Annotated in this window: 21 protein-coding genes; 10 read left to right on the forward strand and 11 right to left on the reverse strand. The window is 73.9% G+C overall.

What is annotated here, in order from left to right:
- Positions 1-109: 109 nt before the first annotated feature.
- The 6 genes from H7H31_RS16850 to H7H31_RS16875 all read left to right on the forward strand — a co-directional run bounded on the left by H7H31_RS16850 (position 110) and on the right by H7H31_RS16875 (position 7242).
- A complete protein-coding gene (locus H7H31_RS16850) occupies positions 110-496 on the forward strand; it encodes a VOC family protein (RefSeq protein ID WP_187063033.1) in 387 nt (128 codons plus the stop codon).
- 578 nt (positions 497-1074) lie between these two features.
- Complete coding sequence (locus tag H7H31_RS16855) at positions 1075-1857, forward strand: DeoR/GlpR family DNA-binding transcription regulator (RefSeq protein WP_176162819.1); 783 nt, start codon at positions 1075-1077, stop codon at positions 1855-1857.
- Positions 1858-2273: 416 nt separating this feature from the next.
- Complete coding sequence (locus H7H31_RS16860) at positions 2274-3170, forward strand: ABC transporter permease (protein WP_232110316.1); 897 nt, start codon at positions 2274-2276, stop codon at positions 3168-3170.
- Positions 3171-3277: 107 nt separating this feature from the next.
- Positions 3278-4141: a carbohydrate ABC transporter permease gene (locus H7H31_RS16865; RefSeq protein WP_176166239.1), complete on the forward strand. Its 864-nt coding sequence runs from the start codon at positions 3278-3280 to the stop codon at positions 4139-4141.
- Positions 4142-4206: 65 nt separating this feature from the next.
- Positions 4207-5970, forward strand: a complete 1764-nt coding sequence (locus H7H31_RS16870) for an extracellular solute-binding protein (RefSeq protein WP_187063035.1) — start codon at positions 4207-4209, stop codon at positions 5968-5970.
- Positions 5971-6057: 87 nt separating this feature from the next.
- The gene (locus H7H31_RS16875; RefSeq protein ID WP_187063036.1) at positions 6058-7242 is read left to right on the forward strand and encodes a Gfo/Idh/MocA family protein; all 1185 of its coding nucleotides are present in this window, start codon (positions 6058-6060) and stop codon (positions 7240-7242) included.
- Between the two features lie 171 nt (positions 7243-7413).
- Here H7H31_RS16875 and efeB read toward each other — a convergent pair whose 3' ends face one another.
- From efeB to H7H31_RS16905, 6 genes are all read right to left on the reverse strand, one after another.
- A complete protein-coding gene (efeB, locus tag H7H31_RS16880; RefSeq protein ID WP_187063037.1) occupies positions 7414-8676 on the reverse strand; it encodes an iron uptake transporter deferrochelatase/peroxidase subunit in 1263 nt (420 codons plus the stop codon).
- Entirely contained in the window at positions 8673-10832 is a 2160-nt protein-coding gene (locus H7H31_RS16885) for a copper resistance CopC/CopD family protein (RefSeq protein WP_187063038.1), read from the reverse strand. The genes efeB and H7H31_RS16885 overlap by 4 nt, the downstream gene beginning before the upstream one ends.
- 5 nt (positions 10833-10837) lie before the next feature.
- Positions 10838-11362, reverse strand: a complete 525-nt coding sequence (locus tag H7H31_RS16890) for a copper chaperone PCu(A)C (protein WP_187063039.1) — start codon at positions 11360-11362, stop codon at positions 10838-10840.
- Positions 11359-12021 (reverse strand): SCO family protein, encoded by a 663-nt coding sequence (locus H7H31_RS16895; protein WP_176162813.1) that lies wholly within the window; start codon positions 12019-12021, stop codon positions 11359-11361. Before H7H31_RS16895 ends, H7H31_RS16890 begins: the two co-directional genes overlap by 4 nt.
- Positions 12022-12262: 241 nt before the next feature.
- Positions 12263-13087, reverse strand: a complete 825-nt coding sequence (locus H7H31_RS16900; RefSeq protein ID WP_187063042.1) for a YcnI family copper-binding membrane protein — start codon at positions 13085-13087, stop codon at positions 12263-12265.
- 102 nt (positions 13088-13189) lie between these two features.
- Positions 13190-14041, reverse strand: coding sequence for a hypothetical protein (locus H7H31_RS16905; protein WP_187063040.1), 852 nt, complete (start codon positions 14039-14041; stop codon positions 13190-13192).
- 608 nt (positions 14042-14649) lie between these two features.
- On the opposite strand from H7H31_RS16905, the gene H7H31_RS16910 reads away from it, so the two are divergent.
- On the forward strand, positions 14650-15165 hold the full coding sequence (locus tag H7H31_RS16910) for an ATP-binding protein (RefSeq protein ID WP_187063041.1): 516 nt from the start codon (positions 14650-14652) through the stop codon (positions 15163-15165).
- A 378-nt stretch (positions 15166-15543) separates the two neighbouring features.
- On the opposite strand, the gene H7H31_RS16915 is transcribed toward H7H31_RS16910, so the two are convergent.
- Complete coding sequence (locus H7H31_RS16915; protein ID WP_232109908.1) at positions 15544-16422, reverse strand: AraC family transcriptional regulator; 879 nt, start codon at positions 16420-16422, stop codon at positions 15544-15546.
- Positions 16423-16490: 68 nt separating this feature from the next.
- Here H7H31_RS16915 and H7H31_RS16920 point away from each other — a divergent pair, with 68 nt between their 5' ends.
- Entirely contained in the window at positions 16491-17600 is a 1110-nt protein-coding gene (locus H7H31_RS16920) for a DMT family transporter (protein ID WP_187062870.1), read from the forward strand.
- On the opposite strand, the gene H7H31_RS16925 is transcribed toward H7H31_RS16920, so the two are convergent.
- Complete coding sequence (locus H7H31_RS16925; RefSeq protein WP_187062871.1) at positions 17504-18340, reverse strand: NmrA/HSCARG family protein; 837 nt, start codon at positions 18338-18340, stop codon at positions 17504-17506. The two genes, H7H31_RS16920 and H7H31_RS16925, sit on opposite strands and share 97 nt — an antisense overlap.
- Positions 18341-18422: 82 nt before the next feature.
- A complete protein-coding gene (locus H7H31_RS16930) occupies positions 18423-18914 on the reverse strand; it encodes a hypothetical protein (RefSeq protein WP_187062872.1) in 492 nt (163 codons plus the stop codon).
- 205 nt (positions 18915-19119) lie between these two features.
- Between H7H31_RS16930 and H7H31_RS16935 the strand changes: the two genes are divergently transcribed.
- Positions 19120-19752: a TetR/AcrR family transcriptional regulator gene (locus H7H31_RS16935; RefSeq protein ID WP_187062873.1), complete on the forward strand. Its 633-nt coding sequence runs from the start codon at positions 19120-19122 to the stop codon at positions 19750-19752.
- A gap of 222 nt (positions 19753-19974) precedes the next feature.
- Here the strand turns inward: H7H31_RS16935 and H7H31_RS16940 are convergent, their stop codons facing one another.
- Together H7H31_RS16940 and H7H31_RS16945 are read right to left on the reverse strand one after the other, a co-directional pair.
- Positions 19975-21432 (reverse strand): aminopeptidase P family protein, encoded by a 1458-nt coding sequence (locus H7H31_RS16940; RefSeq protein WP_232109909.1) that lies wholly within the window; start codon positions 21430-21432, stop codon positions 19975-19977.
- A 351-nt stretch (positions 21433-21783) separates the two neighbouring features.
- Entirely contained in the window at positions 21784-23496 is a 1713-nt protein-coding gene (locus H7H31_RS16945) for a PP2C family protein-serine/threonine phosphatase (protein WP_187062875.1), read from the reverse strand.
- Between the two features lie 831 nt (positions 23497-24327).
- Here H7H31_RS16945 and H7H31_RS16950 point away from each other — a divergent pair.
- The gene (locus H7H31_RS16950; RefSeq protein WP_187062876.1) at positions 24328-25011 is read left to right on the forward strand and encodes a bifunctional DNA primase/polymerase; all 684 of its coding nucleotides are present in this window, start codon (positions 24328-24330) and stop codon (positions 25009-25011) included.
- Positions 25012-25546: the final 535 nt, after the last annotated feature.

The raw sequence follows: 25546 nt of genomic DNA on the forward strand, positions 1-25546 counted from the left end.
GGCCAGCCGCGCCGGGCCCTGCCGCTGACCAGCGGGTCCGTCCGCGCCCGGCACATCCGGCCGATGACCCGGACCGAATCTGTCCGGGTCACGGCCTAGCGTCTGGGCCATGCCTACGGAAACCACATCCGCGCCCGCCTTCCGCTACGCCGCCGTCACCTTCGACTGCCCCGACCCCGCCGTCCTGGCCCGCTTCTACGGCGAGGTGCTCGGCCTGCCCGTGGCCTTCTCGTCCGACGACTTCGTGATGTTGGGCGAGCAGGGCTCGCCCGGCCTCGGGTTCAACCGGCTCGCCGACTACCGCCGGCCGACCTGGCCGGACCCGGCCCAGGAGAAGCAGGCGCACATCGACTTCGGCGTGGACGACCTGGAGGCCGCCGAGGCCCGGCTCCTCGCCCTCGGGGCCACCAAGGCCGAGTTCCAGCCGGAGCCCGACCGCTGGCGGGTGCTGCTCGACCCCGCGGGCCACCCCTTCTGCGTCTCGACCCTGACCTGACCTGGCGGGTTGCCCGCTTCCCCCCTGCCACGGCCCGGCCGTCCGCCCCTCCGGCGGACGGCCGGGCCGTTCGCGTGCGACGGGCCCGTACGGGTCGGGCGGGTCGGGCCCCTCGCGCTCGGTGGGGTCAGTGTCGCGGGCGGCGTGGTGGCGCGCGATCATGCCTGGAGCGGATGACCCCGCCGCACGGCTGTGCGCTCTTGGATGTTTTTGTTTGGATTGATGCGCCAAGATTCATGAGTGAGCAGTCATGTGGGTGCGTATGCCACCCTGCTCCGCGGCGGGGCACAGTAGGCGCGGGGCCGTCGCGCGCGGTCCCGCCGTGCGTGGGGTGGCCGCGTACGGCCGCGTACGGCGTGGTACGCGGCGCACGACGCGGCGCGGCCCCGGCCGTCCGCGGCGTGGCCCGTCCGGCACCGCGGTGACCAGCGGGAACCCGTACGGGCGCGGCCGTGCTACGCGCGGAGCCCCGCGACATCAGGACACATGGCAGTACGACAACGACGACGACCCGCAAGGCCCCGCGCCAGCGGAAGGCCCGCGCCGCCAGCTCGCGGTCGCGACGTGGTGGAGGTGTAGTGAACCGGTACGAACGACACAACATGCTGCTGGGACTGCTCGCTGAGCGGCGGCAGTTGGAGGTGGACAGCGTCGCGGCCGAGCTGGACGTGTCGGCGGCGACGATCCGCCGGGATCTCGACCATCTCGCCGAACAGCGGCTGCTCACCCGGACCAGAGGCGGCGCGGTGGCGCACACCGTCGCGTACGACCTGCCGCTGCGCTACAAGGCCATGCGGCACGGCGAGGAGAAGGAGCGGATCGGGCGGGCCGCCGCCGGCCTGGTCAGCCGGGGGATGGTGGTGGGCCTCAACGGCGGCACGACCACCACCGAGGTGGCCCGCGCCATCGCCACCAGGACGGACGGGCCGGACAAGGCAGACGAGCCGGTGGTGACGATCGTGACCAACGCGCTGAACATCGCCAACGAACTGGCCGTGCGCCCGCACGTGAAGATCGTGGCCACCGGCGGGGTGGCGATGCCGCAGTCCTACGAGCTGATCGGGCCGCTCGCCGGGCACATCCTGCGCGAGATCAGCCTGGACATCGCGTTCATCGGCGTGGGCGCCCTGCACCCGGAACTTGGCGCCAGTGCGCACGACGAGGGGGAAGCGAGCATCAACGCGCTGCTCGCCGGGCAGGCCCGCAAGCTCGTGGTGGTGGCGGACAGCTCCAAGCTGGGCGAGCAGGCGTTCGCCCGGATCTGCGCGGTGAGCGCCATTGACGTGCTGGTCACGGACTCGAACGCGCCCGAGCAGGCCAAGCGGTTCGAGGAGCGCGGGGTGACCGTCATCCAGGCGTGAGGCCCGCCTGGGGAGGCGCCACCTCCCCAGGTTGAGCTCCGTAACGCGCAGGTCACGCGCAGTTGAGTGTGATTCTGCGCGTTTACAGAACTTTATGAACAGCTCTTGTCACCTTCGAGCAGTGGCGTGCAAGATGAAGCCGCCTCGTGGTGAACGTCGCCGCGTGCGGCTTCCCGCCGCGTGCCCCGGCGTGCTCCCACCACGAGGACTCGGCAGTCACCTCACCTCGCACGGCGGTCTCCGCGCGTCCCGGGCGGGCTGCCCCGCATCCGCTCTCGCTCTCACTGCCGGAGGTGAATGTGACGGCTTCCGTTTCCTCGTCTGCCCGTCCGGGCACGTCGCAGCACGAAGCCCCGCCCTCTGCGGCCCCCAGCCCGAAGGGAAAGCGAGCTCAGCGCAAGCTCGGTCGCGTTCCGCTGCGCCACCGACTGCGGCGCGACTGGGTGCTGTTGGCGCTGTGCCTGCCCGGCGTGGCGTACTTCGGGGCGTTCTTCTACCTGCCGCTGCTCGGCAACGTCATCGCCTTCCAGGACTACCAGCCGTTCCTGGGCTTCAAGCACAGCCCGTACGTGGGCCTGCAGAACTTCAGCGCGCTCGTCGAGCAGCCGGAGTTCTGGACGGCGGTGTACAACACGCTGGAGATCACCGCGCTCCAACTGCTGCTGTACTTCCCCGCGCCGATCGCGCTGGCCCTGCTGCTGAACTCGCTGGTCGGCGAGACGCTGCGGCGCTTCGTGCAGACCGTGGTCTACCTGCCGCACTTCCTGTCCTGGGTCGTGGTGGTGGCGATGTTCAAGCAGGTGCTCGGCGGCACCGGCACCGTGAGCAGCTTCCTCAACGACCACGGGGTCGGCGTCGGCAACATCATGACCAACCCCGACACCTTCAAGCTGCTCGTCACCTCCCAGATGATCTGGAAGGACTGCGGCTGGGGCGCGATCATCTTCCTCGCCGCGATGGCCTCCATCGACACCGCGCAGTACGAGTCGGCGGCTATGGACGGCGCCGGGCCCTGGCGGCGGATGTGGCACGTGACGCTGCCGGGCATCCGGCCGGTGATCATCATGCTGCTGATCCTGCGCCTGGGCGACATCCTCAACGTCGGCTTCGAGCAGATGCTGCTCCAGCGCGAGGCGGTGGGCGCCGAGGCGTCCGAAGTCCTCGACACCTACGTCTACTTCCACGGCGTCGTGGACGGCGACTGGGGCATGAGCACGGCCGCCGGACTGATGAAGGGCGTGATCGGTCTGGTGCTGATCCTCGCCGCGAACAAGCTGGCCCACCGCTTCGGCGAGCAGGGAGTGTACAAGTGACCACCTCGCTGCTGTCCCCGCGCAAGTCGCCCGCCCCAGGCCCTTCGGGCGGCCCGGGCGGCCCCCGCTTCCGGCGCCGCCGGGCCCGCCCCGAGCGCCCGCCGTGGATGGAGCGGCCCAGTTGGTACGGGCAGGGCGCCAAGGCGATCGTCCTGGTCCTGATCGTGGTGGCCGTCGGCTACCCGTTCCTGCTCGCGCTCGGCACCAGCCTGGCGGGCCAGGAGGAGCTGGACGCCAACGGCGGCTACGTGCTGATCCCGGAGCACCCGACGTTCGAGGCGTACAACGTGCTGCTCCAGGGCGGCGTGGTGACCCGGGCGGCGATGGTCAGCGTCGTGGTCACGGGCGTCGGCACGGTGCTGAGCGTCCTGTGCACGATCGCCCTCGCCTACGGCCTGTCCCGCCCCGGCATGGTGGGCGGCAAGCCGATCCTGCTGCTGGTGCTCGGCACGTTCCTCTTCACGCCCGGCATCATCCCCACCTATCTGGTGGTGCAGGAGTTCGGCATGCTGGACAGCTATGCCTCGCTGGTCCTGCCGGTTTTGCTAAACGTCTTCAACGTCATCGTGGTGCGGGCCTTCTTCCAGGGAATTCCGACCGAGTTGTACGAGGCGGCGCGGCTCGACGGCGCCGGCGAGCTGACCATTCTGTGCCGGGTCGTGCTGCCGCTGTCCAAGGCGGTCATCGCGGTCGTCGGCCTGTTCTACGGGGTCAGCTACTGGAACAGCTTCTTCAACGCGCTGCTGTTCCTCAACGACTCCGGGAAATACCCGCTCCAGGTCGTCCTGCGCTCCTATGTCGTACAGGGCGAGAGCATCAACGCCAAGGCGATGGGCGTCAGTCAGCTCCCGCCGTCCATCTCGCTCCAGATGGCCGTGCTCATCCTCGCGCTCATTCCGATTCTGTGCGTGTACCCCTTCCTCCAGAAGTACTTCGCGAAGGGCGTGCTCACCGGCGCCATCAAGGGCTGAAAGGCCCGTCGTCTGTCACCCCCGCACCCTTTTTCTCGGCGCACCACCCGTCAGGAGAACGTCAGATGCCCCCTCAGCAGTCCGACAGGCAGCAGGAGAACAGCGCGCACGCGACCGGTCGGCGCGAGACGCGAACGGACTCCCCGTCCGTGTTCGCCGCGCTCAACCGCCTCGACCGGCGCCGCTTCCTCGGCGTCGCCGGCGCCGCCGGAATCGCCGCGACCGGGCTCGGCACGCTCACCGCCTGCACCACCGGAACGAGCGCCACCGGCAAGGGCGCCGAGGGATTCCGCAAGGTCAAGCTGCCGACGTACGTGCCCGCCAACGTCGCCCCCGCGGACCTGGCCGGCAACGCGCAGGGCTTGGACGCCGCGTACCTGCGCTACCCGAAGAAGCTGGTGCGCTCGGTACCGAAGCCGCCGGGCGACGGGGAGTCGATCAGCGCGCTCACCGAGACGTTCACGACGCCGGCGCCCGCGATGGACCGCAACCGGTACTGGAAGGAGCTGAACAAGCGGCTCGGCTCCGACCTCAAGATGAACATCGTCGTGGACAGCGGCGCCGACGCGTACCTCACGAAGTTCAACGCCATCATCGCCAGCGGCGACATTCCCGACCTGGTGTGGTTCCCGCCCAACCAGGGCCTGCGCAAGGTCCCGCAACTGCTCCAGGCCAAGTTCCACGACCTGACCTCGCACCTGTCCGGCGACGCCGTCAAGAAGTACCCCAACCTGGCCAACCTCCCGGACTACGCGTGGAAGACCGCCGTCATCAACGGGAAGATCGCCGGAGTTCCCGTCGCGTACGGGCGCATGGGACAGATCTACGTCGTCAACGAGGACTTCTGGAAGCCCGTCGGCGGATACGCCTTCGACAGCGCGCAGGACTTCCTGGACAAGGGAAAGGAACTCCTCGACACGCGGCGTAAGAAGTACGTCCTGGAACCGGCGTACGTGAACGCGCACAACATGTTCGCGCAGTGGTTCGGCGCGCCCTCGTCCTGGCGGCTCGACGGCGGAAAGCTCACCGCGCGGTACGAGACCGACGAGTACTTCGAGGCCCTGGAATTCGCGGTCAAGGTGTTCAAGGCCGGGCTTTTCTGGCCGGACCCGAACCTGACCACCACGCGCGAGAAGATGGCGCAGGGCACGCTCGGCGCCTACGTGCAGTCCTTCCCGTCGTTCCTGGTGGACGTGAAGACGTACGAGTTCCCCTTCGGCGTCATCGTGCCGTTCGCCGCGAAGCCCGGGGTCACCGCGCACTTCGACTTCGGCGCCGGCTCGGTCGGCTTCACCGCGATCAGCAAGGGCGCCGACAGCAAGCGCATCCCCACCCTGCTCGGCGTGCTCGACTACCTCGCCGCGCCGTTCGGCACCGAGGAGCGGCTGTTCCTGGAGAACGGCGCCGAGGGCACCCACCACAAGCGCACCGGCGACGGCGACGTCGTGCTGACCGACAAGGGCAACGCGGAGGCGCTCACCACCGCCATGCCGCTGGCCTTCCTCGCCAACGCCCCCGAGTACCTCTACCTGCCCGGCAAGTCCGACCTGACCCGCCGCATCCACGGCTGGCAGCAGGAACTCCTCAAGATCGGCCAGGCCAGCCCGGTGATCGGCCACTACTCCGACACCAACGCCGACAAGGGCGCGTCCCTGACCAAGGCGCTCAACGACGGCGTGCTCGACATCATCGCCGGCCGCAAGTCGCTCTCCGACTTCGACGGACTGCTCAAGAGCTGGCGCTCCGGCGGCGGCGACCGCATCCGCAGGGAGTACGAGGAGTCGCTGGCCAGCGAGAAGAAGGGCAAACAGGGCAAGCAGGGCAAGTAGCCGCACCGGGAGACCGGCCATCCACGCCGGCGCGCCCCGCCGTCGCCCCCCGGGGGCGGGGCGCGCCGGTCACCGAGGGAGAAGGACATGGAAGACCTGCGCATCGGAGTCATCGGCCTCGGGCTGCGCGCCAACCTGGCCGTCGCCGCGCACCGGCCGGGCCGCGGCAGCGTCGTGGCCGCCGTCGCCGACACCGACGAAGCGGTGCGCGCCAGGGTGCCCGAGCGGTTCGACGGCGCGCGGGCCGTCGCCGACCACCGCACGCTCCTGGACGACCCGGGCATCGACGCGGTCATCGTCGCCACGCCCGACGACACGCACGAGGCCATCGCCCGCGCGGCGCTGTCCGCCGGCAAGCCCGCCTACGTGGAGAAGCCGCTGGGCATCACCGTCGAGCAGTGCGACGCGATCCTGCGCGCCGGCTACGGGAGCGGCACCCGGTTGTACGTCGGGCACAACATGCGGCACATGGGCGTGGTGCGGCTGATGCGCGACCTGATCGCGCGCGGCGACATCGGCGAGCCCAAGACGGTGTGGGTGCGGCACTTCGTCTCGTACGGCGGCGACTACTACTTCAAGGACTGGCACGCGGACCGGCGGCGCACCACGGGGCTGCTGCTCCAGAAGGCGGCGCACGACATCGACGTGGTGCACTGGCTGGCCGGCGGCTACACCGAGCGGGTCAACGCGCTGGGCGACCTCATGGTCTACGGCGACCTGCCGCGCCGGGAGCCGGACACGCCGCGCCCGGACGGCTGGCTGCGCGAGTTCGACTGGCCGCCGACCGCGCGCCGCGACCTGCACCACGTCGTGGACGTCGAGGACGTGTCGGTGATGAACATGCGGCTGGACAACGGCGTGATCGCCGCGTATCAGCAGTGCCACTTCAGCCCCGACTACTTCCGCAACTACACGGTCATCGGCACCGAGGGCCGGATCGAGAACTTCGGCGACGGCCCGGGCGACCTGGTCAAGCTGTGGAACACCGGCCCATCCGGCTACCGGTCCGGTGGCGACGCGGAGTTCCGGGTGCCGGAGGCGAAGGGTTCGCACGGCGGCGCGGACGAGCGGATCATCGCGGAGTTCTGCCGCTTCGTGCGCGAGGGCGGCGCCACCGACACCTCGCCGGTGGCCGCCCGGATGAGCGTGGCCGCCGGCGAGTTGGCCACCCGCTCGCTGCGCGCCGGCGGCGCCCCCTTCGACGTGCCGCCCCTCGCGCCGGAACTGCTCGCCTACTACGCGGCCGGCCAGGAGCGCCCGGCCCGCGCCTGAGCCGAGACCGCGGCGCCCGAGCCGCGGGGCCGGGGCCGCACCGTTCGGGGGGCGGCCCCGGCCTCGCCCCACCACCCCGGTGGCCGGGCCGGGCTGCCCCCGCGGCCCGGCCACCGGTCCACGTCACGCACGTGACCTGCCCTGACAGAGCAGGGAGTTGAGGGATGCGCCTCAACCCTCCAGCAGGGGCTGTCCGACGTACTCGTCCGGCTTCGCCGCCGCCGGGACCGCGAACAGGCCGCTCGCCTCGTGCCGCAGGAAGCGCGAGAGGCCGTCGCCCCGGTCCAGCTTGCGCTGGACGGGCACGAAGCCCCGCATCGGGTCCGCCTGCCAGGCGATGAACAGCAGCCCGGCGTCCGGCTGGCCGTCGTCGCGGAAGCCGTCGTGGTACGAGTACGGACGGCGCAGCATCGCCGCGCCCTGGTTGGACTCGGGCGCGGCCACCCGTACGTGCGCGTCCCCCCGGATGGCGATCGAGCCGTCCTTGGTGAACTTCTCCAGGTCGACCGGCGTGGTCTCGGTGCCGCCCGAGAGCGGGGCGCCGTCCGACTTGCGGCGGCCGATGACGCGCTCCTGCTGCTCCAGGGTCAGGTGGTCCCAGGTGTCCAGGAGCATCCGGATGCGCCGCACCACCGCGTACGAGCCGCCGGCCATCCACGCGGGCGAGCTGGCGTCGCCGCCCTTGGGGACGAAGACGCGGGCGTCGAAGTCGTCCTCCTCGGGCTTGGGGTTGTTGGTGCCGTCGATCTGGCCCATCAGGTTGCGGGTGGTGCGCGGCTTGTCGGTGGCGCCCGGCGTGCGGTTGAAGCCGGTCATCTGCCAGCGCACCCTGGCCGTGTCGCCGGCCACGCGTTGCAGGACGCGCAGCGCGTTGAAGGCCACCAGGCCGTCGTTGGCGCCGATCTGGAGCCACAGGTCGCCGTCGCTGCGGGCCTTGTCGAGCACGTCGGAGGAGAAGTCCGGCAGCGGGGCCAGCGCCTGCGGCAGGTGCTTCGTCAGCCCCACCTTGCCGAAGAAGGTGCGCCCGAAGCCCATGGTGACGGTGAGCGACGCGGGGCCCGCGTCCAGGGCGCTGCCGGTGTCCTCGCGGTCCGCGGGACGGCCCTCGACGAGCGCCCGCGCGGCCTGGGTCCAGCGGCGCAGCAGCGCGGCGGCGGCCTTGCGGTCGGCGCGCGGGGCGAGGTCGAAGGCGATGAGGTGGCCGTGGATCTGGTGCGGGTCGAGGATGCCGGCCTGCGGCGTGCCGTGCGCGCGGGCCTGGCCGCCGAAGTCCACGGCCGAGGCGCCGATGGTGGTCAGCGCGGTGGTGCCGGCGTCGTCGCGGGTCGCGCGGTCCGCCGCCACGGCGCTCGCGCCGCCGGCGACGAGCCCGGCGGCGCCCGCCGCCCCCGCGGTGCCGAGGAGGCGGCGGCGGGAGATGGAGTCCAAAGTCATGGTCCGACCTTCAGGGTGTCGGTCTCCGTCACCTGGTCGATGTCGGAGGTGCGTACGGTCAACGAGAGCTGCCAGTCGCCTGGCATGGGAAGTTGCACGCCGGTCGCGCTCCAGTGGCCCGCCGAGACGCGGTTCAGCGACACCCCGAGCGGGCCGATGCCGCGCTCCCGCAAGGTGAGGGACGCCTTGAGCTCGGGGACGTCGGCGGGCTTGCCGGCGGGGTTGGTGAGGTAGGCGTGGAAGGTGTTGTCACCCGAGCGCCCCGGGTCCAGCGTCACCTCGGCGGTGCCGCGCCCGTTCCGGGCCCCGGTGTTGTACGGGATGCTGAGGCTGACCGGGCCCGTGGTGACGCTCTGCCCGGCCGCCTCCTGCTCGGTCTCCGCGCGGCCCGGCTGGGTGCCGGTGAGCACGGTGGTGACGGCGAGCAGGACGACGGCGACGCCGGTCTCGACGGCCACCGAGCGGCGCAGCCCGGAGCGCGTCGGGTCCGCGTCGCGCTCGCGGCGGGTGCGGGCCGCGCTGACCGCCGCCCGCTGCCGGGCCAACTGCGCGGCCCGCGCCCCACCGTCGGCGGCCTTGCTTCCGGTCTTGGCCCCGGCCTTGGTCTTGGCCCCTGCCTTGACCTTGGCCTTGCCGCCGGTCTTGGCCTTGGCCCCGGCCTTGGTCGCTGCCCCGGGTTCCGACGTGGGCTCCGACCTGGGCTCCGGCTCGGCTTCCGGCCTGGCTTTCGAGGCGGTCTTGGCCTGGGCTTCGGCCTTGGGCTTCGTCGCCGCGCCGCGCGTCGCCGGCGCGGTGTCGCGGGCGGTGTCGAGCTGGGAAGTCCAGCGCCGGGAGAGGCCGGCGACGCCCACCAGGAGCACCACCAGGCCGACCTTCACCAGCAGCCAGCGCCCGTACTCGGTGTCGGTCAGCGCGTGCCACGAGCCGACCTGCCGCCAGGACTGGTAGAGCCCGGTGGCCACCAGCGCGACCACCGAGCCGAAGGCCAACCGCGAGAAGCGGCGCACCGCGAGCCGGGGCAGCCGCGCCTCGGTCCGCAGCGCGACCAGCAGCGCGGTCAGCCCGCCCAACCAGACGGCCACGGCCAGCAGGTGCACGATGTCCACCGGCACGGCCAGCGCCCGCTGGATGCCCACCGACGCGTGCTCGGCCAGCGCCCAGGTGGCGGCGAGCCCACCGGCGACGAGGGCGCCCCCGACGCCGACCGACCACGCCAGGTCGGTCCGCCCGGCCAGGGCGGGACCGGCCACGGGCGCCCGGCCGCCACCGCGCGCGGGTCGCGCGGGCCGCCCGGCCGCGCCGCGGGCCCGTCCGTCGCCGGCCGGCGCGTACGAGCCGAACAACACCGCCACGCACACCGCCGCCGCGGCGAGCAGCAGCAGTCGGCACAGCAGCGCCGTGCCCGGCTTGGTGTCCAGGACGTCCCGCAGCAGGCCGAGGTCGAACGCGGCGCCGAGCCCCCTGCCGCTGCTGGTGTACGGGCCGCGCAGCAGCAACAGCGCGACGGTGGCACCGAACAGCGTCCCCCAGCCGGTCGCCGCCACCCGCCGCACGCCACGGTTGGCGTGGCAGTGACCGGCGAACACGCACCCGCCCACCAGCAGCACGAACCCGCCGTACGCCGCGTACCGGGCGATGCCGTACAGCGCCGAGACCGTCTCGTCGGGCTCCGCGCTCGGCAGCACGACGGAGGTCTTGGAGGGCGCGCCGATGGAGAAGGTGAACGCACCGCCCACCGGGTGGCTGTCCTCCGAGACCGCCTGCCAGGCCACCGTGAACGTGCCCTCGGGCAGCCCGGAGCGCAGCCCCACGGTGGCCGTGGACGACTTGCCGGCCACGTGCGCCGGCTTGCCGTCGTCCACCCGCTCCCCCCGCGGGTCGAGCACCCGCACCGAGTCGTCCGAGAGCAGCACGCCCTCCGAGAAGGTGAGCGTGACGCGCTCGGGCGCCCGCTGGAGCACCGCGTCCTTCGCCGGGTCGGTGCCGGTCAGCGCGGCGTGCGCGGCGGCCGGGGACGCGCCGGCGCCGAGCGCGCACAGCAGCGCCGCGAGCAGCGCGCCGAGCACGGTCAGCGCCCGGCGCGACCGGGACGCGCCCGGTCGCGCCGGCGCGGTCGAGCGGTCGCGCGGATGGGCTGGGGCAGGGGACGCGGGCATGCGGGTCAGACCTCCGGCTGGTACGACGTCGGCTTGACCGGGACGCTGACCTCGATCGCCGGGGACTGCGCGAAGTGCAGGGTCAGCGTGACGGTCTCGCCCACCTTCGGCTGGCGGGACAGCTTCTCCAGCATCAGGTGGTCGCCGCCGCGGGCGAGGTCGAGTTCGCCGCCCGCGGGCACCTCGAACTCCGTCACCTTGCGCATGGCGGTGCCCTCGGTCGTGTGCATGGTGACGCGGTCCGAGAGCGCCGTGGTGACCGAGGTGAGCCGGTCAGCGGCGTCGCCGGAGTTGCGCACGCTCAGGTAGCCGGCCGCGATGTCCGGCGTGGGCGGCTGCGGCAGGTACGCGCCGGCCACGGCCAGCTTCGCGGAGCCGCCCGCGTCCTCGTCGTCGTCCGACCCGCACGCGGTGAGCAGCAGCCCGCCGAGTCCGAGGGCGAGCGAGGTGGCGCCGGCGAGCGCCGTCCTGGACACCCGGCGCGCGCGGAGGCCCCGCGCTGTCGCCGGGCCCTGTGGCGGGCGGGTCACGGGTTCTGCCCCTTCACGATGCTGGGCAGCTCGCGGCTGTACGCGGTGGTGGTGGTCTCGGTCATGTACAGCCAGTGGCCCTTGTCGTCCTTGGGCGAGAAGCCGATGACCTCGGCGCCGTGGTTGACGGTGACGGTGCCGTCCTTCTCCTTCTTCGGCTTCTCGATGAAGATGCCGAGCGGCTTGGCCGCGGCCTGGATGGTCTCGATGTCGCCGGTGAGGCCGGTGAAGTCCTTGCCGCCCTGTCCGTCGAGCCAGCTCCGCATCCGCTTCGGGGTGTCCCGGTCCGGGTCGGTGGTCACGAAGACGACCTGGAGGTTGTCCTGGTCGGCCTTGGGCAGCTTGGCCTTGGCGAGGGCGACGTTGCTCATGACCATCGAGCACACGTCGGGGCAGTAGGTGTAGCCGAAGTAGACCAGGGTCGGCTTGCCCTTGGTCCGCTCGATGAGGTCGTACTTCTTCCCGTCGGTGTCGGTGAGCACCAGGTCGGGCTTCTGCTTCGGGGTGTCGAGGACGATCGCGCCCTTGTCCTTGACCGAGGGGGAGGACTTGACGGTGGCGACGCCCTTGTCGTCCGAGTCGCCTCCGCCGCAGGCGGCGAGGGTGAGGCTGAGCACGGTGACGGCGGCGAGGGCGACGCCCGCGGACTTGCTGCGCATGGAGTTCTCTCCAGAGGGTGCTGGTGCTGGACGGTCGGGTGAGGGAGTGGGTGAGGGCCGGGGGAGCGGGTGGGACGGCCGGTTCGCGTACGCGCGGCGACCCGCCCGCGCACGGTTCAGCCCGACACGCCCTGCCCGCGCGCGTCCCGTGCCGCGCCGCGGTGGCGGCGGGCACGGTGGGCGACGGGTCGGGTGGACGGGGCGGCCGTGCGCGGCCCGGGTGGGGGCACGGGCGGCGGGGTCAGGCCGAGCGGCGGCGGCCGGCGAGGACGCCGAAGGCCACGCCCGCGATGCCGGCCGCGATGCCCACGCCGCCGAGCACGCGCGCCGTGGTGTCGCTGTCGTCGTCGGAGCCGGCGTTCGCCGTCTGGCCCGACGCGTCCTCGCCCGCGGCGTCCTTCTTCGCGTCGGTCGCGCCACCCGTACCGGCGGCGTCGGCCGCGACGAGCTTGAGTACCGGGGCCGGGGACTCCGGCTCGGGGGCGCCCTCCCTGGGCTCCTCGATCCAGCGGACGACCTCCTTGTTGGAGTACGTCTGCAGGGCCTTGAAGACCAGGTGGTCCGCCTTCTCCGGGAGCTGCCCGACGGAGAGCGGGAACTGCTGGAACTGGCCCGGGCGCACGCCGTCGCCGTCGGCGGTCCAGGTGACCTTGTTGACCGCCTCGGTGATCTTCTTGCCGTGCGACTCCAGCGGCTTGTCGAGCTTGCCCTTGGTGACCTTGACCTGCCAGCCGGGCACGGGCTGCGGCATCACGGACGACATCGGGTGCTCGGCCGGGAAGCTGACCTCGAGCTTCACGGTCGAGGCGTCGTCGCGCTCGTTGGGCACCTTGAAGTTGATCGTCGCGTACCCGCCCCGCTCGGCCTCGCCCGGCTGCACGCTGACGTGCGCCAGGGCGGGCACGGAGCACAGCAGGACGGCGCCGGCCGCGAGCGCGCCCGCGCCGGCGAGCCGCCGCCCCGCACCACCCGCGCGCCGCGCGCGGGTCGTGGCCGGGGCCGTGGCTGGGGCTGGGATCGAGTGGGTGGCGGCGGGCGCCGGATGCGGGGTGTGCGTGGCGTGCATGGCCTGCATGACAGGGTCTCCTGGGACGTGACGGGGAAGGTGAGCGCAGCGGTGGGCGACCGCGCGACACCGCCCCGGCCGTACCGGAGTGGGCGTCTCGCGTCAGGCCGCCAGGTCGTAGCGCGGCGGCCCGCGCCGGATCACGGCGTGGTGCAGCGCGAGGACCTGGGGCCGCGCGGGCGTCTCGCCCGCCGCCCTGGCCGCCCACGGGCGCGGCCCGACGGCGGACCGGGACAGCCCCGCGCACACCACGCCGACCAGCGCGAACGCGGCCCGCAGGGTGCGCACCAGCGCCGCGTCGGCCACCTCGCGGGCGGGGGCCGCGGACAGCGCGACGACGCGCCACAGGGCGGCGTCGCCACGGCGCAGCAGCCAGCCGGCGGCGAGCGCGGCCAGCAGGTGCCCGAGCAGCATGGGCAGCGAGGGCAGCACCGCGTCCAGGACGGACCCGGAGGCGTGCCGGGCCGCGCCCGCGACGGCCGCGCCGGTCTGCGCGTGCCGCTCGGGGTCGAGCCCGGAGTCGCCGACGATCCGCCGCGCCTTGTCCACCGGGATCTGGCCCGGCTCGTCGCAGACCAGCCGCGCGGCGAGGACGATCAGCCGCCCGTCGGCGCTGTCGGAGGCCACGCCGGGGGGCAGCGCCTGGGCGCCGTCGCCGTGCGTGTGCGCGTGCCCGACGGCCGGCAGGCCGGCCACGCCGCGCTGGGCGAGCGCGAACAGCGAGTGGAGGACGAGTTGCCCGGCGGCGAGCCCGGCCGCGATGCCCGGCAGCGAGCGCTGCCGCCCGGCCAGCGGGGCCACCACGGCGAAGGTCACCAGCCACGCCACGCCCAGCGTCCACCCGGGCACCGCCGCGCACGAGGCCAGCACGTGACCGCCGGCGGTCAGCGCGACACAGACGGTGGTGAAGAACGCGGCGCGCAGCAGCCGCAACCCGGCGCCGGCACGCACCATCCGCCCGCGGAGCGGTGAGCTTCCCGAGGGGCGAGGACGGAGCGACGTGCGGCAGAACATGGCCGCGCCATCATCCCACCGGGCGGAACGTCCCCTCACGGCAGGGGTGGGGGCCTTTCGGTGGTTCCTCGCCGACGCCCGTCGCATGGCCTACGGGGTGGGCCACGTGGCGGCGGCGCGTTCGGGTGGCCCGTGGGACGACCGCCGCCCCGCCCCGCGAGAAGCGCTCCGGAGTGGTGGGTTTCACACCGGGGTGTCGGGGGACTCGCGTGAGCGACGGCATGCGGTGAGTGAGGAAGCAGTGGGGGACGGCGTGGTCCCGGGCTCTCGCCCGGGACCGCGTACGCCGCCGGGCGGGGCTCGCTCCGACATCCGGCGCGTACGCCCCGCCCCGGACGCCCCATCGGCGACCGGCGGCACGGGGCGCCGCGGGCCATCGGAAGGCGCCACCCGCGTCACACGGATGGCCCCGCGCCCCAGGTCCTTACACCGCTTACGCCCTCAACCGCATCCGCCGAATGAGCGTAGTCACACCGGAGGCGGGCTTACCGACCTCCGGGACAGGTAATACGTATCGATATGTCGAGCCGCGACCGGGAGGCTGGAGCATGAGCATCTGGTGGTCCCTCCATCTGCGGCGCGAGGCCGCGAGCGTGCCCCTCGCCCGGCGCCTGCTGGTGGGCGCCATGGAGACGGCGGGCGTGGACCCCGATGTCTCCTACGATCTTTCCCTCGCCCTCTCCGAAGCCTGCGCCAACGCCGTCGAGCACGGCGGCGACGCGTCCACCGCCGACTACCGCGTGACGGCCTTCATCGACGGCGACACCTGCCGTATCGAGGTCACCGACTCGGGCCCGGGCCTCCCCCGGGGCCGCCATGCCCGCGCGCTGGCCACGCACTCCGCGCGCGCCCCACAACCCGCGTGCCAGGCCCCCACGCACCAGGCCCGGCAGTCCGTCACCTCCCGTGACACGCCCCTGGCCGAGCACGGGCGCGGGCTGTTCCTCATCGAGGAGCTGACCGACCGTGTCCGCTTCCGGGACCGCCCCGGGCGCGACGGCACCGTCGTCACCTTCGACAAGATCCTCAAGTGGCGGGACGACGCGCCCTTCATGGCGTCCTGAGCACCCCCGCCGCGCACGCCCTCGCCGAGGCCCCGCACCCGGCGCCCTGACCAGCGCCCCGGCAGCCCTGGCAGCCCCGGCGCCTCGGCACAGGGCCCTGACCCGTGGGCCGTGGCTACCGCCTGCGCCCGCTGGACAGCGGCCTGTGCCTCGGCCTGTTGCCCCCGCGTACCGAGGGCGCCGAACTGGTGCAGGCCCTGTGCACCGGATACGAGGACCAGAGCTTCCGCTTCGAACGGGCGCGCCCGACGGCCCCCCGCCCGCCCTCACCTCACTCGCCCCCTTCACCTCGTGCGTCCCCCACACCGAGCGCCAACCCACAGCACCAGGCGGCCCCATGGGCTTGACCGGCGCCCGCCGCGTCCCGCCCTCCCCCGCTCAGCCCGCCGCGCGCTGGTAGGTGCCGGGCGTGATGCCGTAGCTGCGCTTGAACCAGCGGTGCAGGTGGGCCTGGTCCGCGAAGCCCGTCGCGGTGGCGGCCTCGGCCAGCGGCACGCCGCTGGCCAGCAGGGCGCGCGCCCGGCGCAGCCGCAGCAGCCGCTGGTAGTCGCTGGGCGCCATGCCGTACTCCGCGCGGAAGGCCCGGTAGAGGGCGAACCGGCTGCACCCGGCCGCCGTGGCCAGCCGCTGCGCCGACACGGGGGTGAGCGGCGCCTCGTCCAGCGCGGCGCGGGCCCGGCGGGCGGCCCGGCGCTGCCCGCCGCCCGCCAGGGTGCGCACGCGCGGCGCGCGGGTCGCCCCTCGCCCGGCCATCGCGAGGACGGCCGAGGTCAGCGTCTCGTCCCGGGCCAGCGCGTCGGCCGTGCCCAGCAGGGCGACGTGCAGCCTGGTCAGGGCGCGGGCCAGCCCCGGGTCGGTCAGCACGGGGCTGGCGAAGAGCGGCATGGCGGGCGACCGGCCGCCGGTGGTGTCGGCGGCGTCGGCGAGGACGCCGCCGACCACCGAGGGGCCGAGGTGCACGATGCGGTAGTGGTAGCCCAACTCGACGGCCGCGCGCCCGTCGTGCACCTCGTCCGGGTTGAACGCCATCACCATCCCGGCGGCACTGGTGTGGTCCGCGCCCCGACAGCGGAAGCGCTGGGCGCCCTCGTCGGTGATGCCGAAGGAGTACGTGTCGTGGCTGTGTGGCGCGTACACGTGGTCGTGGAAGTGCGCGTGCATGGCCTCCACCGGCCGCGTCGCGTCCCGCCAGTACCGCGCCCGGTTCCCGCCGCCCGCCACCCCACCCGTGGACCTGTCCGCTGATGCGCCTGACATGGCGGACATTGTGCCGGGCGCACCAGCGTTCAAGGCGTGCGGTGCCCGTGCTCGGCACAGTCAGCACCATGGATAAGGGCACGGATACGAGCACGGACACGAGCACGGACACGGGCGGGGCGGCGGACGCGGGTACGGGTACGGGCGCGGGCCCGGGGCGGCGCGCCGGCCACCCCTACCTGTTGTTGCTGACGACGATGGCGCTGTGGGGCGTGGCCTTCGCCAGTTCCAAGGCGGTGGTGGCGGACGTCCCGCACACCGTGGGCGCCTTCCTGCGGTTCGGGGGTGGCGCCCTCGCGCTGCTGGTGGCCCTGCGGTTCCTCGGTCGCGGGGGGCCGCCGGTCCCGGTGCGCGGCGCCTGGCCGGCGATGGCCGCCGGGGTGCTCGGGGTCTTCGCGTACAACGGGTGCTTCTTCTGGGGACTCTCGCTCGCTCCCGCGCTGGACGCCGGCATCCTGATCCCCGTCCTGAGCCCCGTGCTGACCAGCGCGTTCCTGCTGGTGACCGGGGAGGAGCGGCCGAGTGCGGGGCGCGTGCTGGGGCTGGGGCTCGGCCTGGTCGGCGCGGTGATCTTCTTCCTGGGGGCCGGCGGCGGCGCGGCGGGGGGCGGCGAACGGCTGTGGGGCGACGCGTTGTTCCTGCTCAGCGCGGTGTGTTGGGCGGCGTACACGCTGGCCGGGCCGCGCGCGATGGCCGGCATCGCGCCGCTGCGGGCCACGACGTACGCCATGTGTGCCGGCGCCGCCCTGCTCGGCGTGCTCGCGGCGCCCGACCTGCCCGCCACCGCGTGGTCCGAGCTGTCGGTCAGCACCTGGCTGAACCTCGCGTACCTGGCCGTGGGCGCGGCGGCGGTGGCCAACCTCCTCTACTACCGCGGCGTGCGCCGCGTCGGCCCGGCGACCGCCTCGCTGATGATGTTCACCGTTCCCGTCATCAACACGCTCTGCGCCACCCTCGTCCTCGGCGAGTCCTTCGGCCGGCTCCAGGGCGTGGGCGCGGGCGTGCTGCTCGCCGGCGCGCTGCTGGCCGCGACCCGGGGCGGCCCGCGCGGCGGGGCCCGGCCGCCGCGCGGTCCGGGGGGTCAGTCGCGCGCCGGCGCGAGCCGCGCGCGCAGGAACTCCTCGAACGTCAGCAGTTCCGGCCGGAGTGCGCGCAGCGACGGGATGTCGGCCCGGTAGCCCTCCTCGGCGAACCACGCGAACATGCGCTCCTCGATGGGAAGGGGGACCAGCCGCGTCGGGGTGCCGGTGACGCGCTCGTAGACCCGCGCCACATCCGTGAACGTCAGCTCGTCGCCCGCGATTTCGAGCTGTCGGCCCAGGTAGCGGCCGGGGTCGGTGAAGGCCGCGTCGACGAAGCGGGCGACGTCCTCGCTGGCGATCATCTGCATCGGCCGCTCCGGCCTGACCGGCAGCTCCAGCACCCGCTCGCCCCGCGCGTCGGCGTAGTGCAGGAGGTTGTCCATGAAGAACACCGGCCGCAGGATCGTCGCGGGCAGGCCGAGGGCCAGGATGTGCCGCTCGATCTCGGCCTTGGTCTCGAAGTGGCCGATGCCCGTGTGCCGTTCAGCGCCGCCGACCGAGCTGTAGACCAGGTGCGCCACGCCCGCGTCCAGAGCGGCGTCCGCCACCGCCTTGCCCTGGCGGACCTCGGTGGCCAGCGTCTCCGGTTCGTACGCCAGCGGCTGCACGCTGAACACGCCGTCCACGCCGGCCATGGCCGCGCGCAGCGACCCGGCGTCGTTGAGGTCGCCCCTGACCAGTTCCGCGCCCAGCTTCCGCAGGGCCAGCGCGGCGGGCTTGTCCGGGTCGCGGACCAGGGCGCGGACCGTCCGGCCGCGGGCCAGCAGGGCGCGGGCGGTGGCCCCGCCCTGGTTGCCGGTCGCGCCGGTGACGAGCACGGTGAAGGCATCGGTCATGGCAGGCTCCTCGCTCGTGGCGCGACCGCGTCCGCGCGGCCCGCCGGTGGGGGAGATCCTGGAACATGAACCACGGTTGAGCTCAAGGGCCGCCGGCGCCGCGCCTGCCGGTTTCCCCGACTCCCCGGCCCGCGCGCCGCTTGGGTCCCAGCCAGGGGCGGCCCGGCCAGGTCGTCCAGGGCAGCGAGGCCGCCTCGTGCGGCGGCAGCAGGCCGGCGCCGATGAGCGCGGCCCGCCCGGCGCAGCGCCCCGCGAGCCGGAAGCCCGGTTCGGACGAGTCCACCTCGTGGAAACCGCCGTCGGTGAGCAGCACGGTCGCGGCCACGCCGTCGAGCCCCGCCACCAGCCCCGACCGCAGCGCCGGCGGGAACTCCGGAGGCAGGCGCCGCTCGGGCACCGCGTTGAGCAGCTCCAACCCGTCCGGAGCCGGTGGCCCGTCGCGCGGCTCTGGCGGTTCGAAGTGCGCCACGACATAGGCGTACGGGCCGCAGCCACCGATGTTCTTCAGGACCCGGACGCTCACGTCACGGACGGGGGTGGGCAGGCCGGGCACGGGGGCGGGGGTGCCGGTCATGGCCGTACCGTACGGGGCGGCGCGCCGGGGCGGCCAGTGCGACGGGCCGCCGTGGCGCGGTGCGGCGAGCCTGCCGCATGGCAGAGGTCCTCCCCTGTGGGGCCCCTGCCACGCGGCGTGCTGCGCGAATCTAATGCGAGCGCGTTCGCGTTAGATTGGCTAGGAGAATATGGGCCGTGATCGTGCAGGGCAACTTGGGGAGCGCATGAGCGAAGAGGAGCCCACCCCCGGGTCGGTCCGCCCGGGAGGCCGGACGGCGCGTACCCGGGCCGCCGTCCTGACCGCGACCTTCGACGAACTCGGCGAGGGTGGCTACGGCGAACTCACCATGGAGAAGATCGCCCAGCGCTCCGGCGTGCACCTGGCGACCGTCTACCGCCGCTGGGGCAGCGTCGAGCGGATCATCTGCGAGCTGATGATCGACAAGAGCGCCGACATCGCGCTGCCGGACACCGGCTCGCTCCGCGCCGACCTGCACGGGCTGGCCAGCGGGATCGGCGCGTTCTACGCGGCGCCGCGCAACCGCCGCGTCATGGAGGCGGTCGTGGCGGCGGCGGTGCGCCAGCCGTACGCCGCCGAGATGCTGCGCGACTTCTTCCGGGACCGCCGCCGCGATGCCGCCGTGCTGGTGCGGCGGGCCATCGAGCGCGGCGAGGTGCCGGCGGACACCGACACCGACGCGGTGATCGCCGCGCTCGGGGCGCCGTTCTACTACCGGCTGCTGATCTCGCGCGGCCCGATCGACCAGGACCTCGCCGAGACCACGGCCGCCGCGGCCTACGAGGCCGCCCGCGCGGGCGTCTTCCGCCACCCCGCCGCCGACGCGGGCGAACGGTAGCGCGGGCCGGGCGCGCCTCACCCGGACTCGGCCCTCGGGGGCCGGGCGAGGCGGGCGGGCGGGCGCACGCGACGCGGCCCGGCGGCGAAGCTCGTCGGGCGCTTCGCCACCGGGCCGCGTGGGTGCCGGTGTGGCGGGTGGTGCGGTGTGCGGCGGCGTACGGGCGGGCCCGCGCACGGGCCGGGCTCAGCCGGCTGACGCCGGCCGCCGTACGGTGCGGAATCAGCCCTTCAGACGGGCCATCCACTGCTCGATCTCGTCGGGGGTGCGCGGCAGGGCGGCCGACATGTTCCGGTTGCCGTCCTCCGTGACGAGGATGTCGTCCTCGATCCGCACGCCGATGCCGCGGTACTCCTCGGGCACGGTCAGGTCGTCGGCCTGGAAGTACAGGCCGGGCTCCACGGTCAGGCACATGCCCGGCTCCAGGGTCCCGTCCGAGTACGTCTCGCGCCGCGCGACCGCGCAGTCGTGCACGTCGATGCCGAGCATGTGGCCGGTGCCGTGCAGCGTCCAGCGGCGCTGCAGACCGAGTTCGAGCACCCGGTCCACCGGGCCCTCGACCAGGCCCCACTCGACGAGGTGGGTGACCAGGACGCGCTGCGCGGCGTCGTGGAAGTCGCGGTACTTCCCACCCGGCTTGACCGCCGCGATGCCCGCCTCCTGAGCCGCGTACACCGCGTCGTAGATCTTGCGCTGGAGCGGGCTGAACGTGCCGTTGATCGGCATCGTGCGGGTGACGTCGGCCGTGTAGAGGGTGTGCGTCTCGACGCCGGCGTCGAGCAGCAGCAGCTCACCGGGGCGGACCGGGCCGTCGTTGCGCACCCAGTGCAGGGTGGTCGCGTGCGGGCCGGCGGCGCAGATGGAGCCGTAGCCGATGTCGTTGCCCTCGACCCGGGCGCGGAGGAAGAAGGTGCCCTCGATGTAGCGCTCGGAGGTGGCCTCGGCCTTGTCGAGGACGCGCACGACGTCCTCGAAGCCGCGCACCGTGGAGTCCACGGCCTTCTGCAGCTCGGCGATCTCGAACTCGTCCTTGACCAGCCGCAGTTCGCTCAGGAAGGACTTCAGCTCCTCGTCGCGCTCGGCGGTGACCTTGTCGGTCAGCGCCGCCTCCAGGCCCGCGTCGTGCCCGCGCACGATGCGCACCGGGCCGCTCGCCTCGGCCAGCGCGCCGGCCACCTCGCGCACGTCCGCGCAGGGCAGCCCGTAGAGCTGCTCGCCCTCGGAGAGGCTGTTGCGCCGGCCCACCCACAGCTCGCCCTGGCCGTCGAGCCAGAACTCGCCGTTGGCGCGGTTGGAGCGCGGCAGCAGGTAGAGCGTGGCCGTGTGGCCCGTGGCGCCGGTCGGCTCCAGGACGAGGACGCCGTCCTGCGTCTGGTCGCCGGTGAGGTGCGCGTACTCGCTGGAGGCGCGGAAGCTGTACTCGGTGTCGTTCGAGCGGGTCTTGAGGTTGCCCGCGGGGATCACCAGCCGCTCGCCCGGGAAGCGGGCGGAGAGCGCGGCACGGCGCCGTGCGGTGTGCTCAGCCTGCGGGATCGGCCGCAGGTCGTGCAGCTCGGTGTCCGCCCAGCCGCTCTGCATGTTCTCGGCCAGCTCATCGGACACGCCCAGGTAGAGCGCGTTCTTACGCTGCTTGATCGGCTTGTCGCTCTCCAGGGTCTCCGGAGTGGGCTCCTCGGTCACGTCTCCTCCTCGAACTGGACCGCCCCTGGCCTCGGGCCTGGGGACCTTACCCATCGTATGGGTGAGCGGCGCGTCCCCCGCAGGGGCCGGACGCATCGGTACGGAGGGGCCCGAAAGCTCCACCTGGGAGGAGCGCCCGCCGGCCCGCCCCGGGGTTCCCCGGGCCCGCTCCCGGCCGCGCCGGCCCGGCGGCTTCGTGGGGCCGGCGCCGGCAGCGGGCGGCGCAGGCGGCCGGCCCACGGCTGCGCGACGGCACGGCCGCGCGGCGCGTGACGCCTGTCACGCCGGGCCCGCCGCCGGGCCCGGGCCCGGCTCGCCGCCGGGTCCGGGGCACGCGGGGCGGGGCGGTCGCTAGTCGAAGCAGGCGGCCAGCAACACGATGTCCTCGGTGTCGGCGGCGGCGTCGGCGGCCTCCAGCGGGCCGCGCCCGGCGTCCGGGCCGTCGGGCAGCACCGCCCGCAGCACGTGGTCGACCACCGCGTCCGGGTCGCGGCGACCGGCCCGGGGCACGCTCGCCGCCGCCGCGTGCAGCCGGGCGAACGCCTGGTCCATCGGCGCGCCGGTGCGGCGCAGCAGCCCGTCGCTGTAGAGCAGCAGCGTCTCGCCGGGGCCCGGCTCTATCCCCACGCTCGGCGCCTCCCAGCAGGCGAGCATGCCCAGCGGCGCGGACAGCGAGGTCTCCACGTACGCGGTGTGCTCGTCGCCGATGAGCAGCGGCGGGCAGTGCCCGGCGCCGGCGAGGACCACCGAGCGGTGGGCCGGCTCGCAGTAGGCGAACAGGGCGGTCGCGGCGCGGGCGGGTTCGGTCAGCCGGAGCAGGAGTTCGAGGTCGGACAGGACGGCCACCGGGTCCTCGCCCTCAAGGACCGCGTACGCGCGCAGCGAGGCCCGTAGCCGGCCCATCGCCGCGACCGCGCTCGGCCCGCTGCCGGTGACGCCGCCGATGCTGAGCCCGAGCGCGCCCTCGGGCAGCGGGAGCGCGTCGTACCAGTCGCCGCCGCCGAACGGGCCGGTGTGGTGCCGGGCCGCGAGCCGCACGCCCGGTACCCGGGGCAGCCGGCTCGGCAGCAGCTCCTCGCGCAGCGTCGCGACGGTGCGGCGGTCCCGGTGCAGTTCGATGTGGCGGCCGATGTGCTCGGCGGCGTACCGGCAGTAGAGGCCGACGAGGTGACGCTGGCGCGCGGTCGGCTCGGTGGGCTCGTCGTACAGCCACACCACGGCACCGATCCGGCCACGCGGTGGCGCCGGCTCAACCACGAGCGCGGGGTTCACCGGGGTGACGGGGGCTCGCCCGGCGGGCCCGTCCGCGCCGGGCGGGGTGGCGCTCTCCGGGCCGTGGCCCGCCGCGTCGTGCGGGGGCGCCAGCGGCTGGGCGCGCGGCTCCAACGGCAGCGCGTAGCTGGCGGCGTAGCCGAGCCGGGCGGCCACCTCGCGGTGGTGCGGGTCGAGGTCGTCCTCGCTGGCGATGTCGGGGTGGGCGACCTCGCTGGGCCAGGCGTCGTGGGGTGGGGCGGTGCCGTCCGGGGTCGGCTGATCGGTCGGCGCGGGCCCCGGGCGCTCGCCGCCGTACGGTGGCCGCACGGCGGGCGCGGGCAGCCCGTCGAGCAGCCGGCCGACGGAGCCGGAGGCGCGCGGGATGGTCTCGATGTGGCCGAGTTCGGCCCGGCCGAGCCCGAGGCCGATGGTCAGCTCGGGGCCGAGCCCGTCGGTGGGTTCGAGCGCGGCCATGCCGCGCTGCGCGCCGACGAGGGCGGCGCCGGCGCGCAGCAACTCGCGCAGCGCGTCGTCCAGCGTGGTCGCGTGGGCCAGCCGCTCGGTCAGCTCGTGCAGCGTGGTGAGGTCCGAGACCCAGCCGGCGAGCCGGTCCTGCACGGCGGTGTACGGGGTGCCGCCGGCGGACGGCGCGCCGGTGGGGCCCGTAGGGGGCGCGGAGGCCGACTGGTGCGCCGATGGAGCGGCGTCGGCGGGGGGCGAGGGAGCGGCTGGGGTGGGCGCGGGATTCTGGGAGGGGCCGGACACAGCAGAATCGATTCCAGCCACTTTCGGAAGGCGGTGCGCACTCATGGTTGACCGCTCCCGGCGCTGGATAGGGGCTGGCCGCCGACGCGGCGGGGCTCATCGAGCAGTATGCCCGTATTCGTTCCGATCTTTAGCGCTTTATCGGCCCGCGGCATGGGATCGGAAAGCAGGGGCATTCGTCTCAATAGCATCGCAAACCCCCATGTCATGTTGCGTCGCTACGAATGCTCCACATGTACACGCACCCGTAAGGCGATGTCTAGCACTGGGGCGGTGGGGTTGTTGGTGTCTGTGGTGAATCGAAGTTGTCTGGAAAATGCCCTTCGAGCAATCGATTTGGGGTCGACTGTCGTCATCCGGCAGCGCGTCATACCCACCTCGGGGGGTATGCACTTGTTGAAGGGCGGGGGCAGTTGGGTCGACCCGGAACCCCATCGCGGGTCCGAGCGTCTTCATCGATGACGGTCGAGCCCACCCTCAGCAGTGGCGGGGGACGCACACTGAGCACCAGTCGGCAGGCGCGCCGCGCACGCCACCCCTCGCCATGGTCCAGGTTCGACCGCAAGGGGCTCCTCGTGGAGCACGGCCGGGGAGAGGCACACCCCCGGCCCGTGCGGTGACATGAGTTTCACGCAATGTGATCGACGGCGTTGATCCAGCGCCGCACTGCGCAAACGAAATGCAGGGATGTTGCGAAAAGGCCGTAGCGTCCGCAGCGCCTGAAGTGCCAGCAGTGTCAGTAGTGCCACCGTGTGAGCAGTGCCACCGCAGTGCCACGGCGCCGTCCCGACCAGGCGGAAGCCGTGGAGATCCATCGTCCGCTGCCGCGTACGGCAGTCCGCAGCCCTCGGCGTTCACGGAAAGGAACGAGCGCTCATGCGCGAGATCCCCGGAAGGCGACGCAAGTTCTCGATGCGGCGGGGCAGGAGGACGGCGCTGCTCGGCGCGGCGCTCACCTGTGCCACCGAATGGCACTGGCCCATCCTGCCCGGAGTCGGCATCCCGCCAGGTGGCAGGCCCGGAGAGTGCGGGTGCCCACACCCTGACTGCGTGGTGCCCGGCGCGCACCCCTTCGACCCCGGCCTGCTCGCCGCCACCACCGACGCCCGGATGGTGCAGTGGTGGTGGACCAACCGGCCCACCGCGCCGATCATCCTCGCCACCGGCAACCGCGCCCCGAGCGCGGTGAGCCTGCCCGCCGTCGCCGGCGCCCGCGCGGTCGCCGCCCTCGACCTGGCCGGCATCGCCATCGGCCCGGTGATCGCCACGCCCACCCGCTGGTCGCTGCTGGTCGCCCCGTACTCGCTGGAGGAACTCGGCGAACTGCTGCACCGGCAGGACTGGGTGCCCAGCTCGCTGCGCTTCCACGGCGAGGGCGGGTACGTGGCCCTGCCGCCGTCGCAGACCGGCGCGGGCCAGGTGCGCTGGGAGCGCGCCCCCCGGCCGGCCGCCCGCGGCGTCCTGCGCCCGTGGCTGCCGCAGGTCGGCGCCGTAGCCGACGCGCTGGTCGAGGCCAGCGCCAACGCCCCGGGCGGCAGCAGCAGCGAACTCGCCTACTGAGCACCCCGCCGCCCCGTCTCCACCCGGGCGGCGGCGCACCTGCCAACCCCGCTGGCCCGCCTCCGCGCGGGCCGGTGGCGTTTCCGGTGCCGTGGCGGCACGCGCCCAGGGGCCGGCGCTTCCGGCCCTCTTCTCTCGGGCCGACCGACCCCGCCGAGGCGCACCGGCCGACGCCCGGCGAGACCTCGGCGCGACGGGCGCCCGCGCGGGGCGTACGACGCGCGCTCGCGCGGACCGTACGGCCGCCGTGCGACGGGGGAGCGCGGGGCTGGTCCGCTGTACGGGCCGGCGCGTGGCCATGGGCCGTGGCGGGTCGTACGGGCGGGCCTACCGGCGCCGCGCGCGCCACCTCGCTCGTCGCCCGCCGTCTTCCACTCTTCAATGCCCGGTACACCGAACGGCCCCGCCGCACGCCCGGCGCGGCGCCACCGTGGGCCACCCCGTGGGCGGCGGCGAAAGCGCGGAAACCTCCAATTACCCCCGCCCCGCGCCGCTCGCCGCCCCGTCGCGCGCGGGGCCGCGCGGGGGATGTGGT

Source organism: Streptomyces buecherae, assembly GCF_014295035.1.
Taxonomy (GTDB): Bacteria; Actinomycetota; Actinomycetes; order Streptomycetales; family Streptomycetaceae; genus Streptomyces; species Streptomyces youssoufiensis.

Coding starts and splice junctions, on each gene's coding strand:
- H7H31_RS16875 (WP_187063036.1), top strand. CDS start 6,058: ATGGAAGACCTGCGCATCGGAGTCATCGGCCTCGGGCTGCGCGCCAAC.
- H7H31_RS16885 (WP_187063038.1), bottom strand. CDS start 10,832: ATGCCCGCGTCCCCTGCCCCAGCCCATCCGCGCGACCGCTCGACCGCG.
- H7H31_RS16870 (WP_187063035.1), top strand. CDS start 4,207: ATGCCCCCTCAGCAGTCCGACAGGCAGCAGGAGAACAGCGCGCACGCG.
- H7H31_RS16910 (WP_187063041.1), top strand. CDS start 14,650: ATGAGCATCTGGTGGTCCCTCCATCTGCGGCGCGAGGCCGCGAGCGTG.
- H7H31_RS16895 (WP_176162813.1), bottom strand. CDS start 12,021: ATGCGCAGCAAGTCCGCGGGCGTCGCCCTCGCCGCCGTCACCGTGCTC.
- H7H31_RS16900 (WP_187063042.1), bottom strand. CDS start 13,087: ATGCACGCCACGCACACCCCGCATCCGGCGCCCGCCGCCACCCACTCG.
- H7H31_RS16935 (WP_187062873.1), top strand. CDS start 19,120: ATGAGCGAAGAGGAGCCCACCCCCGGGTCGGTCCGCCCGGGAGGCCGG.
- H7H31_RS16865 (WP_176166239.1), top strand. CDS start 3,278: ATGGAGCGGCCCAGTTGGTACGGGCAGGGCGCCAAGGCGATCGTCCTG.
- H7H31_RS16950 (WP_187062876.1), top strand. CDS start 24,328: ATGCGCGAGATCCCCGGAAGGCGACGCAAGTTCTCGATGCGGCGGGGC.
- H7H31_RS16905 (WP_187063040.1), bottom strand. CDS start 14,041: ATGGTGCGTGCCGGCGCCGGGTTGCGGCTGCTGCGCGCCGCGTTCTTC.
- H7H31_RS16850 (WP_187063033.1), top strand. CDS start 110: ATGCCTACGGAAACCACATCCGCGCCCGCCTTCCGCTACGCCGCCGTC.
- H7H31_RS16920 (WP_187062870.1), top strand. CDS start 16,491: ATGGATAAGGGCACGGATACGAGCACGGACACGAGCACGGACACGGGC.
- H7H31_RS16925 (WP_187062871.1), bottom strand. CDS start 18,340: ATGACCGATGCCTTCACCGTGCTCGTCACCGGCGCGACCGGCAACCAG.
- H7H31_RS16945 (WP_187062875.1), bottom strand. CDS start 23,496: ATGAGTGCGCACCGCCTTCCGAAAGTGGCTGGAATCGATTCTGCTGTG.
- H7H31_RS16915 (WP_232109908.1), bottom strand. CDS start 16,422: ATGTCAGGCGCATCAGCGGACAGGTCCACGGGTGGGGTGGCGGGCGGC.
- efeB (WP_187063037.1), bottom strand. CDS start 8,676: ATGACTTTGGACTCCATCTCCCGCCGCCGCCTCCTCGGCACCGCGGGG.
- H7H31_RS16930 (WP_187062872.1), bottom strand. CDS start 18,914: ATGACCGGCACCCCCGCCCCCGTGCCCGGCCTGCCCACCCCCGTCCGT.